Raw genomic sequence first — 15376 nt, 5'->3', positions numbered from 1 at the left:
CAATTTATATCTCAAATTCAAAGGCAACCGCATGAAGCACTAAGACAAAGAATTGTTGTTAATTACTCTTTAAAAGGATTAACCTTAGATGAAGTAAAGCTGTATATTCCATATATGCTTAAAATTGCTGGTTGCAGTGAACCTATATTTACCGAGGATGCCCTCGAACTTTTATATTCAAGCTCTAATGGGCTTTTTAAGGCCACTAAACGCAATTGCAAGAATGAGCTTGATTGCTGGAGCTAACAAAAACACAAGAGTTATTGATAGTGAGCTTATTTACGAAGCTCAGACTGAAGTAAATATTTCAGCTTAACCATGAGGGGTTACCCCTCTTTTTTTATGTTCATTAAGGATTAAACATTTTGACTTTTTTTCTGTTTTTTTTGTGGTGCAAATTATTTCATCCTTGCATTTTTAGCTATTTTAAATCCTTTTTAGGTTAAATTAATTTGAATTTTTTGAGATGAAATAATTTGCCGAATAACAATACTTGTTTGTGTTTTTTCATTGCCAAATATGTGCTTAAACACAAAATCTATTTTGGGTGGTATTATTTCATAGTCTTTATCAATCAATTCATCTTTAATTACTTCTTTTATTTTAGTCTTATTAAGCATAGTATTTACCTCCTATATTCTTATTATTATTTTAGCAGGATTTTGTATTTTATGCTACCATTTATATTGTATTAGCAATTTCCACATAAATGCTAAAAGAGGAAGGCTTTTATCTTACCTTCCCCTTATTATTTCCCAGGTTTAATAATTATTTAAAATTTTAATTTTCAACTTTTTTCCATCATTTCTTTAGCTGGTTGCTTAATTTGAATTATTCAACGAGTTTTGATTAGTGTAATTGTTGATGAAGTATTGGAAATGATGGAATTTTGATTTTTAATTCATTTTGACAATTGTTTTTAAGCGAGATTTTTATAAGTTTTTCAGCAAGTTGAGTTTATATTTTAATTTACTTCCTAAAGAAAAAAAGACCCTTTTAGGTCTTCTACTGCTCCTTGGTATTTTCCATTTCAAGTAGCATTATTTCCTGCTGAAGTTTTTGAATCTGCCTTCCTATTTCTTCTCTTTCAGCTTTACTTAAGTCATTCTCAAAAGCTTCAACAGCTAATTGCCTCATTATTAATAATCGTTCCTCTATCATATCAAGAATTTGTATCCTATATTTTACCCATTGAAGTTGTTTTATTAATTCTTCTTTATCCTCCATAATTTCACGCACTTACATCTATTATCCTTCCTAAGTTTGGATCAACACTCTTTTCAATCATCTTAACTGTTTCATTGGCTGTTTGTTTGCCTGTTTCCATTGCAAGTTTCATTACTGCATGGCTTGTTTCTTGGGCTACTTTTGCTTGTTTTAGGTTGATTGATAGTGCAGCTATGTCCATTTGATTCACCTTCTTATCATCCTTTAATAACTATTAGACTTCTAATGCAAATCTTTTTAGTTTTTCTCTGCAAACATTTATTTCTTCATCTGTAAAAATTGTTTTAAACTTTTCATTTAACACTAAATATTCAATACTCAATTTCAATGCTTCAGTTCCACCTAAATGCCATAAATTTATTAATCCTTCAGGCTCATCTTTTCTAATAAAAGATTTAATCTTATCAAGTTTTAAATCATTGCTAATAGAACTATCATTAATAAGCTCTAAGATTCTATGAGGAAAATATTTATATTTCATTATTGATTCTTCACAAAGAATTCCAATTGAATATAAAAACTCTTTTTTAACATCATCCATTCAGCATTCCCTCCATTTTAGCTAGATTATTAGTTCTATAATAAATGTTGGGGTGGTAAATAACCTCAACATTTTTTCTTTAAATACAAAACCACTTTATTCAGATGCCAGCTTTGCTAAAATATAATTAAACACCACAAAAAACTTTAGAAAGGAGGCATCTGATAAAGTGCTCAAGATAAATTTTATCAATAATTTGCTTAATTTAAAAGATGTTTTCGTAAAAAATATTATCAATAACGATGATTACATTGAAATTTATGTTGAAACTAAAAAGAAACCTCATCTTTGCCTTATGGCTCTACTACTTCTAAAGTCCATGACTACAGAACTCAAAAAATTAAAGATATTCTCATCCAAAACAAGAAAACTTACATTGTTCTTAAAAAACGTAGATATGTTTGTAAAAACTGTGGTAAGCGTTTCTTTGAAAATTTAGATTTTCTCCCTAAGTATCTTAGAATTACCAACAGACTCTTTGCCTACATAATCAACGAACTTTCTTCTTTAGGTAGTATGTCCTCTATTGCTTCTAAAGCTAATATTTCTTTTCATACTGTTAAACGCATTTTTGATATGGTTAGCTATTCAACTCCTGATTATTTACCTGAAGTTATTTCTATCGATGAATTCATAGGTAATTCCGGTAACTCTGATTACCATTGTATTATTGTCGATCCTGTTAATCATAAAGTTATTGATATTATCAAAGATAGAAAGCTTCATGTTCTTTGTAGCTACTTTAAAAAAATTAAAAACAGAGACAAAGTTAAATATGTAATCATCGATATGTGGAAGCCTTATGTTGAAATTGTTAAAACCTTCTTTAAAAATGCTACTATCATCATAGATAAATTTCACTTTATGCGCTACAATACTTGGGCTATTGAAGGTGTTAGACAGCGTATCCAAAAGAATATGGATCCTAAACTTAGACGTTACTACAAAAGAAGCAGAAAACTAATACTTGCTAAATATGAATCCTTAGATGAAGAATCTAAAGGAGAACTTAATATTATGCTTCTATACAACGACGAATTAAGGCAAGCTCACTTTTTAAAGGAACGTTTTTACAAGATCTCTAATGCCAAGTCTTCTTCTGAAGCAAGGAAGCTTTTAAAAGAATGGATTGATTTAGCTAGAAGAAGCGGAATTAAAGAATATATTTCTTGTGCTAATACTTTAAGCAGATGGTTTAAAGAAATAGTCAATTCCTTTGATGTTCCTTATACAAATGGAGGGACTGAAGGCTTTAACAACAAGATTAAGGTAATTAAAAGAAATGCCTTCGGATTTAGAAACTTTGAAAGGTTTAGAAATCGAATTATCCACTGTTGCAGGTAATTTTGTTTAAAAGCTTAAACATTCAACGATCATCTATTTCTGATATAAAAAATTGAGAAATTAATTTAATATACTTACAACAAAAAATTTTAAGAAGAAAACCTTAGTCGACCTAAGTCTCCCAAGGTTTTCTTCTTAAAGAAATCCTAAACTATACACAAAAATACACAATTCGTTAAACTGCTTCAAAACGCCAACCTTAGCTTGGCCTTTTTGTCATGCCCAATTTTAATAATTTTTCTTAACATGATCTCAATCTCGCAAAAATGCCCTGAAAATTAGCAAGGGCGGGCATCTGAATATTTTGCCCACCCCAACTATTGACATAGAGCCCCAAAAATAAGGAAGCAGCTTTTACGCTACTTCCTCAATTAGCAAAAGCTGGCACCTAAATAATTTGCCTCCAATATTAATATAAAGACAATTAAAATAGAAAAAAAGAAATATCATTTTATTAATAAATTTCCCCATTGATATATATTAGTTCTCCAGGATGATAGATTATAAATAATTTTTTTATTGTTTGATGTTTTTGTTTTATATAACTCGTAATTATTAACAACTTCAGAAATTATATTAGATAAATCATTAATTTTTTCAATCTTTATAAACCAACATCCATTATCCTCTAAAATTCTATACGGTAACCACGACCCTGTTATTACAACATTACCGCAATATAGATTTTCCTGCATTGAAGCACTAAGAGCATCTGTTGTTTGTAATTGTAGCATTATATCAGTAACTTTTTCATATTTTACAAAATCAGAAATTGGCAAATAATCTTCTAAAACTTTATACTCTAGCCCTAAATTAGCAAGTTTATTTTTAACTTCTTTTTTATATTCTTCATCACCGTTATATGTCATAGGTAATAACAAAAACACATCTCTATTAAACTGATATTTTACTTTATCAATCTCTTCAATTATTTTTAAATGATTGTGTTCTTTTGAAGCATTATAACCTATACTTATCACCAACTTATCATCAGGAATTTCTAAAATCTTTTTTAATTCATTTCTATCTATATTCTCTAATTTATCAATCTCTTCGAGTGTTGTTAAACCAAATCTACACACAACAGCTTTACTTTCATAATCTTTGCCATAATAATTTAAAAAATCATTTTTTATTTCTTCTGAAGCAAATGTTATAACATCAGCACTATCATAAATTTTCCTTTGAAGTTCTCTAATATCATTATTTGATCTATAGTAATCTGAACCCCAAACTGTTACTACTAGCATGTTACATTTTTTTCTTATTTCTTCAATAACATATGCATAAATTGGTGTAACATAATGTATATTAATACAGTCATAAAAATCTAATTGTTTAATTTTATTAGCAAAATTTTCTTGATTTATAATAAAAAATTGATTTATATATGCGTTAACGCAATTTTTATATTTATCATCAAATGTCATTAAATCAACTTTAATATTAAAATTTTCATATATTCTTTTCACAAATTCCTCTATAAAAATTGAATATAAACTTCTGATTATTAATAACTTATTATCACTCTTATTTGATAAAGTCTTCTTAAAATCATTTTTAACATCATTAAAAAACTTTATCAATTCATGGACATGCGAATTTATAAAAAGATTATTTTTAACTATAAAGTCTCTTTCAATCTTTATATTAGTAATCTCTAAAATTTGTTTGTATAAAGGTTTTTTTATATCTATAACTTTTCCTACCTTATATTCCTCATTAAACAACTTTAGTGAAACTAAATCTGAAAAAGCAATAGGTAATCCAGCAGCTAAATAATCGTAAACTTTATTAGGAGAAACTGTATTAATGTGATAATAATTGTTCTCATTGACATTAAAATAAGCAAGTCCAACATCGTATTGTGTCATTTCAAATATCAGTTCCTTAGGAGGCAGTATCCCTTCATAATGTATAAAAGGTGAAAATTTAACTAAATTTAAAATATAATTATTATCAACATGCCCATAAATATGGACATGAATATTTTCACTTGCTAATCTTTTAAAAAAATCTTCCAAGTATCGATGACTTGCTTTATTACTAGAAAGTCCCCCTTCATATACACAATGAATTTTACCATCTAATGAACTTAATTTAGGTTTGTAATTTTTGGGAATAAGATTTCTCTCAATAAGGTTATTCAAAACAAATATATGTTTATTAGTTATTCCAAATTTATTTTGAGCTATTTCTTTTTGTAATTCATGAACATAAATATTTCCATGTGCATTTTTATTTGCTATATATTCTAAAACAATTTGTTCATTACTTAGCTTAGATCTTATGCTCATCATATCATGGGTATCATGTATTACTGGCTTATCAGCTGCTAATAAAAGAACCGTGAAATAATCAGGTTCATTTGCACTATATACTATATCATAATCACTTTTATTTATAAATTCAATAAAAGCTTTTGCATCACTAATTTTATATATATTTTTATATGGCAGCTCTATTTCACCATAAACTTGTAAAGGATGTAAGGAATAATACATAAGATCAACTTGAATGCCTTTACTTGCAATCATTTTTGCAATTTTATGAGTTCTTATACAAGGTATATCTTGAACAATAACAATCTTTTTTATATTTTCATATGAATTTACATAATTTTCTAAATTACTTACATTATTAATATTATTTCTTAAATTAATTAAAAAATTATTAATTTCTTCTTTTAAATTTGTATTATCACATAATTTTAATGCCTTATAATAATGAATATAAGCATCCATAAAATATTCCATTTTTTCATAGACATATCCAAGATTATAATGTATATCAAAATTATCTTTATCCAAGTATAACCCTCTTATCAAACTCTCTTCTGCTTTTTCAAGATCATTTTGTAAAATAAATATAACCCCTAACATTGAATAAATTTCCGAATCATCATTAACAATCTTCATGTATTCTGTTATATAAAATTTTGCTTCATCTAATAAACCTCTATTAATCTGTTCTTCTATCATTGATTTTATTCTTTTCTTCCTCTCTTCAATCACAATATCACCACCTAAAATACAACAAAAATATTCTAAGCACTAAAATATATCAATCTCTTCCATAAACTTTTTAATAAATTTTGCATAAATAGAATGAACCTCTATTATTTCCCTAATATATTTTAATGCTATATTATATTCATTTTTTATTAAATGACCTTTTATTAAGTAAAAAATCATAAAAAACCTAATCTCACCATCTTCAATATATTTGTAATTTAATCTAATTTTATCAATTTGATAAATATTTTTTAAATATATTATTCCTAAATCTATATATTTAAGAAACAAATTATAATATTCATTAGTAATGTTATCTGTATTATTAGCATAATTTTTTAATATAATTTCTAAGATTATTTTTAATAAAACAATTTTTTGTAAATCATGTTTATTATAATTTACATTGTTTAAATATTTCTTAAAATATTCTTCAAAACCACACTTGCTAATTAAAAAATTAATTACAACTCTTTGTTTATGAGTATTTAAGCATTTTATTTGTGAAATTACCATTTCTACATTTTCTTTATATTTTTCATACAATTTAAAATAATATATTGGCTCTTTATTTAAATCTAAAGATTTAATAAAATTATAAATATAATTTAGATCATCAGTTGTAAGTGAAATACATAACTTACCATAATTATTATCAATTTCAGAAAAAGATCTGCGAATCAAAAAAGCTTTTTCTTTTTCTATTTTATCAATCTGCTCTTCTAAAACAAATTCAAAATATTTCTTTTCTTCATCTATGTTTATATTTAAATAAACATTTTTTAATTCGTCTATTTTTTCATCTTTTATTAAAATATTAATTATTTCATATATTTTTCTTTTGTTGTCACTTATTTTTTTAGCAAATTTATAAGCATCATCATAGTTTTTGTTTTCTAAATAATACTGAACGTAAACTAAATAAACATTATCCTTTGAATTATTATCAATATTATATAAAGAAATCGACATGTCTTTGATAATGTTAAGATTATTAATATCATCATTTAATTTTAAGTATTTGTCAAAAGTATTGATTGCCTCATTAATTAACCCTAATTTATAATATGCAAATCCTTTTAGGTAATAAAGATCGATAAAATCATTTCGAATTTTTATTCCTTCTTCAGTTACTTCTATAACTTCTCTATATTTTTCATTTCTATAAGCTTCCCTAGCATAAGCAGAGTAAATATAAGAATATACAAATTTATCTTGAGACTTTTTATTTTTCAATAATTCATAGGCTTTCCTAAATTCTTCTAATGCCTTATTAATTTCACCATACATAGAATAACTAACGCCAAGTTGATACCTATAATACAAATTATTTGGATTTTTTTTAAGTTCTTCTTGTAATATAGAAGCAGTCCTTTTGTATTTTTTCTCCATCAAAGCTTTATCATTAGTTATATAGCCATAATGCCAAATTGAGATATTTGAATAATAAATAGGTTCTTTAAACAATGGTTGATTATGGACAGCACCTATATATTTAAAGTCACCATCATTTTTAAACAACCGCGGAGACATGCTTATCATGTATCCTTCTTTACTAGTTAGATTTGATGGATTTTTAACTAAAACTCCAATAGTATTAATTTTTTTAGTATCAATCGACTTAAATAACTCTACAAGTTCGTTTGCATTCTCTAATTCTTCATCGGCATCTAATATGAATATCCATTCTCCCTTTGCGTAGGATATTGTAATATTTCTCATTTCTGCAAAATTATTGTTCCACGGATGAAAATACAAATTATTCGTATATTCTTTAACTATATCCGGAGTTTTATCAATTGAACCAGTATCTACAACAATAAGCTCAGCAAAATCGTTAGTTAGTAATATTTTTATGCTGTCTAAGCATCTTCTAATATTTTTTTCTTCATCCTTTACCATCATGCATATACTTATTTTAGGCATAAGCTCACCTCAGTTATCACTAAGTTTCAAATATTCTTCGATAATAGGCATAAGTTCGTATTTTAAAACATCTAAAAATAGATAATAATCTCCTTCCTTCATTGCAGAAAGCATTTCATTTAATTTTTCATTAAAAAAGTTTACATCAAAAATACTTTCATTTATATTATTTGAAAAAAGAATTAAATCATCAATAATTTTTATAATAAATAAATTAATTTCTTCAGTATTGCCAATATCTAAAGCCTTGGCAAGCCCATCAATTTTTTCTTTTAACACATTTATTAACATAATGTATACTCCTCTCACTTAATTATTAAATAAAGGCTCTGATGCTCCAGAGCCTTTATTTATTATCTTAATAATTGCAATACATTTTGTGGAAGCTGATTTGCTTGAGCAAGCATTGCTTGTGCCGCCTGAGCAAGTATATTATTCTTTGAGAATAACATCATTTCCTTTGCCATATCAACGTCACGAATTCTTGATTCTGATGCAGTTAAGTTTTCAGCAGCAGTTCCAAGATTGTTAATTGTATGCTCTAATCTGTTTTGAAGAGCACCAAGTTTTGATCTTTCAGCTGAAACCTTGTTAATAGCAGCATCAATTGTTGAAATAGCTGAAGTAGCATTTGTTGCAGAATCAACAGCTATACTACTTAGTCCTAATGAAGTTGAATTCATATTAGAAATACCAAATGATATTGTTTGATCTTTATTAGCACCTATTTGGAAAGCCTTTGTAGTAAATGATCCATCAAGAAGCTTTTGGGTATTGAACTCAGTTTGTCCTGCTATTCTATCAATTTCACTCTTTAATTGGCTAATTTCATTTGATATAGCTGTTCTATCTTCTTCAACGTTTGTGTCGTTAGCTGCTTGAACTGCAAGTTCTCTCATTCTTTGTAAAATTGCATGAGTTTCATTTAATGCACCTTCTGCTGTTTGGATAAGTGAAATAGCATCTTGTGAATTTCTTGCAGCTTGTTCAAGACCTCTGATTTGTCCTCTCATCTTTTCTGAAATTGCAAGTCCTGCTGCGTCATCTCCTGCCCTGTTGATTCTTAGACCTGATGATAACTTTTCAACTGACTTTCCTAAAGCAGTGTTATTCATAGCAAGATTTCTGTGTGCGTTCATCGCGTTAAGATTGTGATTGATTATCATGATATCTCCTCCTTGATTTATATTTTAGAGGGAGTCCTTTCCCTCATTTTAGCTTTAACTTTAAGCGGCCGCTTTTTGTTTTCTATTATTAGTTTCGGAAGGTTTTAGATAAACTTTAGGGTTTTTTAAAATTTTTTGTTTAAAAATATCGAGTCAAGGTTTTCTTTGTTGGTATAAGCCTTTGCGGCTGATTTTTTTTCGTTGAAGTTTTTTAGTTGGTTTCGTAAAGATTGCAATTTTTCGTTTAAAAGATTTTGTATTTTAGTTTCTAACTCCAGTAGGTTTAAATCCTCAATTATTTTTTTTATTTGGTTCTTATTTTTGTTATTTAGAATATCTATAAGCGCCTGCCTTTTGTCAAGTAAAGTATCAAGATTATCAAATTCATCATCTGAAAGGGCTTTTAAAATTTCTAAAGAAATATTTTTATACTGAGCTAAAATGTCAAATGCATCCATTATTTATTCATCGCTCCTATTTGGGAATATAGCCAGTTTGCCTGGTCGTTGAATTTTTGCATCGCCTTTTCAAGTTTTGCAAAGTCTCTATAGTATTTATCTTCTTTTTCAGCAAGTTTTTTATTAAGCTCATCAATAAGTCTATCTTTTTCTTGTAATTCTTTAGATAAAAGGTTATTAAATTCAGTAAAGTCTCCCTTTATTCCTGCCTTTTCAAGAAGAATTCCCTTTTTACCTGAGCTGTTTCTTGTTGTTCTTATATTATCTTCAAGTATATCTTTAATCCTTTGAAAAATACCTATTTCGGCATTTCTGTCTTCTCTTCCACTGTAGGTTTTATTTGGATCGTATGCTATGGTTGATGTTTTTACAAATAGGTTTATAACGTCTTGGCCTCTTGTTTCAAGGGCTGTTTTTAGTTTTGCTTCGTCGATTATTATTTTTCCCTTTTGGGTATAGTCGCTGGAGGTTGAGAGACCTACTTCCTGAAGGGATATTCCTACATCCTTTACCGATTGGAAAAAGGCTTGTCTTAAATTAAATACCATATTTTGAAGGATGCTATCTCCCTTTAATAGACCTTCTTTAGCTTTTTCCTCCCACATTTTGATCTCGTCTTCCTTCATTTCCTTCTTTTGATCATCAGTTAAAGGTTGATAGGAATAGGCCCTTTTTTCTGAAAGCTTTTTATTTATTTTGTCTATTATTTCGTTATATTTATTTACAAACTCTTTAATTTTATCTATAACAGGTTTAGAGTCAACATTTACAGTAAACTTGACGGGATTTTCTTCAGAAGCCAAGCCGTTTAAAGTATAGGTTATACCATCTATAGTAAATGTATTGGTTTCCCTTTGAACTTCTACAAAGGAAGAATTATTAGGAGTTTTTATCTTAAATATTGCATTTTGTCCAGTCACTGGATCTATCATATCATCTATACCTAAAAAAGATGCACCTGTAACTTTTAAAGAGGCATTTACACCGGTTTTTGAAGTTTCAAAGGTTATATTTTTCGTAAGTTCGCTAAACCTAACCTTAACAGCTCCGCTTGTTTCAGAATTTACTTTGTTTATTAGATCTCTAATGGACATAGAATCAGAAACTTCAATGGATTTGTCTGTCCCATTATAGGTTAAATTAATGTTTGTTGTTCCTGATAATCCTAAACTTGATAATTTAGTATCAAGATTCAAATTTTCAGCATTAAGCTCTCCTCCAACAACTGCTGCACCCTTAGCAAGCTGGGATACTGCAACTTCATATTGTCCTGCTTGGGCATCAGCTGTTGCAGTAACCTTTATTGGAGCATTTGAATCAATTGAAATAGAATATGGTGCAAGGCTATTGGCTGATAATATATACTTGTCCTTGTTTAGGACGTCAAAGAAGGTGCTTTTAAAGGTGTTTAAATCGCCTATTATCTCTCTATAAAGATCCTGTCTCCACTGAATTAGTTGCCTTTGCTGCTTTACTTTGTCAACCTTTGTTTTTTCCGCCTGCATTAGCTGCTTGACCATGTTGTCCACATCAAGGCCTGTTGCAAGGCCTGTAATTCTTAAGGTGCTTGGCATTATATCACCTCCTAAAGCCCCTTTAATATTTTTTCAATATTCTTTAGGGATTCTATATTTTCCTCCCCAATTTCCTTTAAAAGCTCCTTTCTTATTACCTTTACATTCTTCGGTGCCTCGATTCCTATTTTAACTGTCCCTTGAGAAATTTCTAAAATCTTAATCTCCACGCCCTCACCGATAAGGATGGATTCTCCTTCTTTTCGTGTTAGGATAAGCATTTTATCTCCTGCCTTATGCTATATTTTTTATCATTTAATATTATTTGCTTTCCTTTATTGTTTTTTACATTGATTATTATCGGGGCAAGGAGATTGGCAGTTATTTTGTCTTCTCGGACGGTAATTACGTTGTAAACCAAAACATCCTCATGGGTTTTTATATCAAGTTCCTTGATCTCATCCTCTGAAAGTTCTAATTCATAGTCTTTAACATGATCCCAAGGCATTATTAAAAGCAGTGCTATGTTTTTTTCTTCTATACTTTGAAGGCAATAAATGTTTGCCTCCTCAACCTTTGAAATGATAAATCTTTTATATTCCTCAAGGCCAGGGATCCCCTTTTCAAAATGGATTATCTCTTTTTCGTCTATTTCAATTTGTCCAAAGAATTTAGTTTCTATTATCATCTAAATCAACCTACCTTAAAAAGTCTAATAAACTTGGCTGAAGTATTTTTGCTCCCGTTTGCAGTGAAGCAGTATAAACGGATTCCATAACCTTATACTCCATAACCTTTTTGGCAATATCAACGTCATAGGTTTTTGATAAAAGCTCAGTCATATTAAAGGTCTCTGTTTCATTTTTAGAGAGTATATCCTCAAGCCTTTTTTGTCTTGCCCCCGCATCTGCCCTCAATCTTAATAGATTGTTAAAATGCTCATCAAGCTCTCCTAAAAGGTCGCTTGGGTTTTGATCGTTTTCCAGCTTATTGATTATTTTTGAAAGGGTTGCAAATATTCCACCCTCATCAGTTGAAGAAGGATCATTTGCAAAATCGCTTCCCTTTACGGAAATATCGATTATAACTCCGTTTGCCATCTCCTTAAATAGGCCATTTTTAGAACCTTGATATATAACCTTTCCGTTTTCCATCTTAAAGGGTGGATTTGTTGTCTTATCTCCGCCGAACAAATATCTTCCGTCATAGGCAGTATTGCCAACCTGCATAATGTGCTCCTTAAGCTGGCTAATATGCTTTGCAATTGCAAGGCGCTCCTCCTTAGTGTAGGCGCCGTTACCGCCCTGGATGGTCTTTTCACGGATAGTCTGAAGAGCCTCCCCTATTTGTCCAAGGGCCTCATCCAATGTATTAAGCCAGTCCATACCCTCTTGTATATTGGTATGATATCTTTCGTTTGAAGCAATCGATGCCTTTAATTCCATAGTTCTTGCAACCTTAAAGGGGTCATCTGAGGGTTTTCTTACCTCATGTCCGGAGGATAATTGGTCTTGATATTTTTGCATCTCCTCAAGGTTTACCCTAAGATTTGAAAGAAAATTTTTAGTTAAAACTTTATTTGTAATCCTCATCTAATCACCTACCTTCTTACAAGTCCATTCACAACAACGTCAAGAAGCTGGTCTATTACGCTTATCATTTTAGCGTTTGCCTCGTAGGCCCTTTGGAATTGAAGCATATTGGTCATCTCCTCATCAAGGGATACTCCAGATATGGATTCCCTACGAACAACCAGCTGGTCAACAAGGGCCTGTTGATTTTTTACCATCCTTTTTGCCTCCTGGTTTGATACTCCAAGCTGGGATATGGTCGCCTTAAAATAATTGTCGATGGTAGTTCCTGAGTTATTGCTAAATATTTTCGTCTGATTTCTATCCGCAAGGTTTAAACCGCTTGGTTCTACAGAAGTTATAGGATTTCCATTTGAGTCTGTATAAACGTTTTTCAAAAATTCTTCCCTTGATGTTATCTTTAGTATTTCCATTCTAATATTTCTTAACTGTCCTATTATAAGTGCCCTTTCTCCGTTTCCCGGAGCATAATTAGGATCATTCTTGTCGATTATTTTACCTGCATTAATAAGGAATACATCCTCCTTAATTTTAGCGTTTATCGATAATTTTTCTGCTGCCTTTATATCAGTCTCTGCTTCTATATTAAAGAAATTGATTCCTTTGCTTTTGTCTGAAGAGTTTGAATGGATGGTGTTTACTGATATTGCAAGGGCTCTTGCTAGATTGTTTAGCTGTGTTTTATAGTCGTTTATTTCATTATAAAGGGAATCTAACCCCTTAAAGCTTCCGTTATAAAAATTTATGCTCTCTATCTTTAAATTGCCCTGGTTAAACTCCTGCATATCGTAAAGGACAACATGGGGCATTATAGAATTAATCTTGTAGGATACTACATTCCCATTAGAGTCTTTTATTTCTTCTATATTTAAATATTTTTTAATTTCATCTATCCCGCTAATTTCTACATCGTAAGGCTTGTTTATATCCCCGTTGATGTTAATACTTAAAGTTATACTTGATAATTTGTCTTTTTCAATAATTAATGGAAAATCCTTTTTCTTTATCTCTTTACCATCTATATTCATTATTACATCGTTAACAAAGGCAAGACCTTTATTTATTTTTGAATCGGTAAGGATTGGATTGTTTTCATCAATAAGGCCGTTTCCTGTCTTAGGAATAATTTTAATTCCCATGTAATCGGTCTTTTTTATATCAAAATCAAACCTTTCGGACAATTTATCCAGTAAAAGATCTCTTCTATCTAAAAGGTCGTTAGGAATTTTTCCTCCAACTACAACCGCCTTAATCTGTTCGTTAAGATCAGCTATCTGAGTTAATATGTTCGAAACTTCAAAAATCTGCTGCTGAATAAGGTCAGAAATGCCAACTTCCCTATCAACAAGCTGGGCGTAGTTTTGGTTTATGCCGTTTGCTAAAGCCTCTGCGTTGCTTACAACAAGGGTTCTTGCTGTTGAGCTTTCAGGGTTTGTAGAAAGTCCCTGCCATGCATCCCAAAATCGGGTTAAAAGAGTTGCAAGGCCTGTATCGGAGGGTTCTGTAAAAATGGCTTCTATTTCTGATAAAAAATATTCCCTTGACTCAAACCTTTTTAGGGTGCTTGTTTCCTTTCGAACATAATAATCTAAAAACTCATCCCTTGTTCTTGTGATGCTTGCAACTTCAACTCCTGTTCCTACTTGCCCTGGTTCTGCAGCTGTAGTTAATGAAGGCATCCCAAAGGGTTTAGTTGTTTTTAGGTCTGCTCTTTGGATAGAATATCCTTCGGTATTGGCATTGGCAACGTTGTGGGATACAACATTTAAAGCTGTCTGCTGTGCAAACATTCCCCTTTTTACTATGTTAAATGTATTAAAAAGTCCGCTCATGGCCTTTCCTCCTAAACGGTAGCATTAAATATATTGCTTGAAGATTTTGCATTTATCTCTCCTGTTGGATTATAGGTTACACTCTTGTTGGGTGACAGGATATTGTTCATCATTCTAATATAGGATAATGATTGCTTTGTTAAGGCAAGGTTTGTTTCGTTTTTCTCCTTAACCTCAATGGCAAGCCTTTCAAATTCTCTTGCTAAATCTTCAGATAAAAGACCTTCTTTTACAAGGTCTTGTATTTTTTTATCCTTTAAAAGCCTTTGCCTTTCACCCTCAAGCTTATTTATATTTATGGCTATATCCTTTTTAGTCTCCAATAATGATGCAATAATCTCCCCTTGGTCCTTTATAAGGGCTTCCCTTTCCTTATCTAAAAGTTCAGTAAGCTGAAAAAAAAGTTTAATAAATTCTAAAAATAACTCTTTTATATCCATCATTTATCACTTTCCTTCATAAAATTTATGATGCTCCTTGCAAGATCCTCATCGTTTATTTGATATTTTCCTTCTTTAATAAGATTTTTTATCCTTTCAACATCCTTAGTTTCAATTTCGATATTCTTTGCTATCTCTAAAAATTTTGCAATTTCCTTTCCTTCCTTTGAAATTTCAATTGTATCTGATTTTCTTGATGGGTTTTCCTTTGCTACAGACTTTGCGTTTTTATTGTATATATTTATGACATTATTGACATCTAACCTTATCCTCACTCTTATCACTCCCTTATTTTTTTCTATATTATATATCGTAATTTAAG

The 15376-nt window shown here is 29.9% G+C and carries 17 protein-coding genes and 2 pseudogenes; 3 read left to right on the top strand and 16 right to left on the bottom strand.

Annotated elements, in window-relative coordinates; all coding sequences use genetic code 11:
* Positions 1-246: pseudogene (locus CAAU_RS14920) on the top strand (hypothetical protein); the annotation flags it as partial.
* A gap of 191 nt (positions 247-437) precedes the next feature.
* On the opposite strand, the gene CAAU_RS08635 reads toward CAAU_RS14920, so the two are convergent.
* The 4 genes from CAAU_RS08635 to CAAU_RS08625 form a co-directional block, all read right to left on the bottom strand.
* Positions 438-620: a hypothetical protein gene (locus CAAU_RS08635; RefSeq protein ID WP_008909059.1), complete on the bottom strand. Its 183-nt coding sequence runs from the start codon at positions 618-620 to the stop codon at positions 438-440.
* A 385-nt stretch (positions 621-1005) separates the two neighbouring features.
* A complete protein-coding gene (locus tag CAAU_RS08630) occupies positions 1006-1227 on the bottom strand; it encodes a hypothetical protein (protein ID WP_040306360.1) in 222 nt (73 codons plus the stop codon).
* Positions 1228-1231: 4 nt separating this feature from the next.
* Positions 1232-1408: a YjfB family protein gene (locus CAAU_RS14325; RefSeq protein WP_008909057.1), complete on the bottom strand. Its 177-nt coding sequence runs from the start codon at positions 1406-1408 to the stop codon at positions 1232-1234.
* Between the two features lie 33 nt (positions 1409-1441).
* Positions 1442-1768 carry a hypothetical protein gene (locus tag CAAU_RS08625; RefSeq protein ID WP_008909056.1) on the bottom strand — a complete coding sequence of 109 codons (327 nt, stop codon included), beginning with the start codon at positions 1766-1768 and terminating at the stop codon, positions 1442-1444.
* A gap of 288 nt (positions 1769-2056) precedes the next feature.
* Here CAAU_RS08625 and CAAU_RS15620 point away from each other — a divergent pair.
* Positions 2057-2128: pseudogene (locus tag CAAU_RS15620) on the top strand (hypothetical protein); the annotation flags it as partial.
* The gene (locus CAAU_RS08620; protein ID WP_423219152.1) at positions 2123-3112 is read left to right on the top strand and encodes an ISL3 family transposase; all 990 of its coding nucleotides are present in this window, start codon (positions 2123-2125) and stop codon (positions 3110-3112) included. The pseudogene CAAU_RS15620 and the gene CAAU_RS08620, both read left to right, overlap by 6 nt.
* Positions 3113-3558: 446 nt before the next feature.
* Here CAAU_RS08620 and CAAU_RS13955 read toward each other — a convergent pair whose 3' ends face one another.
* The 12 genes from CAAU_RS13955 to flgM all read right to left on the bottom strand — a co-directional run bounded on the left by CAAU_RS13955 (position 3559) and on the right by flgM (position 15329).
* Complete coding sequence (locus tag CAAU_RS13955) at positions 3559-6126, bottom strand: glycosyltransferase (protein WP_008909054.1); 2568 nt, start codon at positions 6124-6126, stop codon at positions 3559-3561.
* 39 nt (positions 6127-6165) lie between these two features.
* Complete coding sequence (locus CAAU_RS08610; protein WP_008909053.1) at positions 6166-8052, bottom strand: glycosyltransferase family 2 protein; 1887 nt, start codon at positions 8050-8052, stop codon at positions 6166-6168.
* A 9-nt stretch (positions 8053-8061) separates the two neighbouring features.
* Positions 8062-8343: a hypothetical protein gene (locus tag CAAU_RS08605; RefSeq protein WP_008909052.1), complete on the bottom strand. Its 282-nt coding sequence runs from the start codon at positions 8341-8343 to the stop codon at positions 8062-8064.
* 62 nt (positions 8344-8405) lie between these two features.
* Positions 8406-9218, bottom strand: a complete 813-nt coding sequence (locus tag CAAU_RS08600; protein ID WP_008909051.1) for a flagellin N-terminal helical domain-containing protein — start codon at positions 9216-9218, stop codon at positions 8406-8408.
* A gap of 125 nt (positions 9219-9343) precedes the next feature.
* The gene (locus CAAU_RS08595; RefSeq protein ID WP_008909050.1) at positions 9344-9676 is read right to left on the bottom strand and encodes a flagellar protein FliT; all 333 of its coding nucleotides are present in this window, start codon (positions 9674-9676) and stop codon (positions 9344-9346) included.
* Entirely contained in the window at positions 9676-11250 is a 1575-nt protein-coding gene (fliD, locus tag CAAU_RS08590) for a flagellar filament capping protein FliD (protein WP_008909049.1), read from the bottom strand. The genes CAAU_RS08595 and fliD overlap by 1 nt, the downstream gene beginning before the upstream one ends.
* Before the next feature lie 11 nt (positions 11251-11261).
* Complete coding sequence (gene csrA, locus CAAU_RS08585; RefSeq protein WP_008909048.1) at positions 11262-11471, bottom strand: carbon storage regulator CsrA; 210 nt, start codon at positions 11469-11471, stop codon at positions 11262-11264.
* The gene (gene fliW / locus CAAU_RS08580) at positions 11459-11878 is read right to left on the bottom strand and encodes a flagellar assembly protein FliW (protein ID WP_008909047.1); all 420 of its coding nucleotides are present in this window, start codon (positions 11876-11878) and stop codon (positions 11459-11461) included. Before fliW ends, csrA begins: the two co-directional genes overlap by 13 nt.
* 10 nt (positions 11879-11888) lie before the next feature.
* Entirely contained in the window at positions 11889-12782 is an 894-nt protein-coding gene (flgL, locus tag CAAU_RS08575) for a flagellar hook-associated protein FlgL (protein WP_008909046.1), read from the bottom strand.
* An 8-nt stretch (positions 12783-12790) separates the two neighbouring features.
* A complete protein-coding gene (gene flgK / locus CAAU_RS08570) occupies positions 12791-14614 on the bottom strand; it encodes a flagellar hook-associated protein FlgK (RefSeq protein WP_008909045.1) in 1824 nt (607 codons plus the stop codon).
* 11 nt (positions 14615-14625) lie between these two features.
* On the bottom strand, positions 14626-15057 hold the full coding sequence (locus CAAU_RS08565) for a flagellar protein FlgN (protein ID WP_008909044.1): 432 nt from the start codon (positions 15055-15057) through the stop codon (positions 14626-14628).
* Entirely contained in the window at positions 15054-15329 is a 276-nt protein-coding gene (gene flgM, locus CAAU_RS08560; RefSeq protein ID WP_008909043.1) for a flagellar biosynthesis anti-sigma factor FlgM, read from the bottom strand. Before flgM ends, CAAU_RS08565 begins: the two co-directional genes overlap by 4 nt.
* Positions 15330-15376 lie beyond the last annotated feature (47 nt).

The organism is Caloramator australicus RC3 (genome assembly GCF_000297115.1).
In the GTDB taxonomy this organism is placed as follows: Bacteria; Bacillota; Clostridia; order Clostridiales; family Caloramatoraceae; genus Caloramator; species Caloramator australicus.
This window is presented reverse-complemented; position numbering and strand designations above follow the sequence as displayed.

Bases quoted from the DNA above. Each gene is read 5' to 3' on its own strand.
- CAAU_RS08635 (WP_008909059.1), bottom strand. From the start codon at position 620: ATGCTTAATAAGACTAAAATAAAAGAAGTAATTAAAGATGAATTGATT.
- CAAU_RS08630 (WP_040306360.1), bottom strand. From the start codon at position 1,227: ATGGAGGATAAAGAAGAATTAATAAAACAACTTCAATGGGTAAAATAT.
- CAAU_RS14325 (WP_008909057.1), bottom strand. From the start codon at position 1,408: ATGGACATAGCTGCACTATCAATCAACCTAAAACAAGCAAAAGTAGCC.
- CAAU_RS08625 (WP_008909056.1), bottom strand. From the start codon at position 1,768: ATGGATGATGTTAAAAAAGAGTTTTTATATTCAATTGGAATTCTTTGT.
- CAAU_RS08610 (WP_008909053.1), bottom strand. From the start codon at position 8,052: ATGCCTAAAATAAGTATATGCATGATGGTAAAGGATGAAGAAAAAAAT.
- CAAU_RS08605 (WP_008909052.1), bottom strand. From the start codon at position 8,343: ATGTTAATAAATGTGTTAAAAGAAAAAATTGATGGGCTTGCCAAGGCT.
- CAAU_RS08600 (WP_008909051.1), bottom strand. From the start codon at position 9,218: ATGATAATCAATCACAATCTTAACGCGATGAACGCACACAGAAATCTT.
- CAAU_RS08595 (WP_008909050.1), bottom strand. From the start codon at position 9,676: ATGGATGCATTTGACATTTTAGCTCAGTATAAAAATATTTCTTTAGAA.
- fliD (WP_008909049.1), bottom strand. From the start codon at position 11,250: ATGCCAAGCACCTTAAGAATTACAGGCCTTGCAACAGGCCTTGATGTG.
- csrA (WP_008909048.1), bottom strand. From the start codon at position 11,471: ATGCTTATCCTAACACGAAAAGAAGGAGAATCCATCCTTATCGGTGAG.
- fliW (WP_008909047.1), bottom strand. From the start codon at position 11,878: ATGATAATAGAAACTAAATTCTTTGGACAAATTGAAATAGACGAAAAA.
- flgL (WP_008909046.1), bottom strand. From the start codon at position 12,782: ATGAGGATTACAAATAAAGTTTTAACTAAAAATTTTCTTTCAAATCTT.
- flgK (WP_008909045.1), bottom strand. From the start codon at position 14,614: ATGAGCGGACTTTTTAATACATTTAACATAGTAAAAAGGGGAATGTTT.
- CAAU_RS08565 (WP_008909044.1), bottom strand. From the start codon at position 15,057: ATGATGGATATAAAAGAGTTATTTTTAGAATTTATTAAACTTTTTTTT.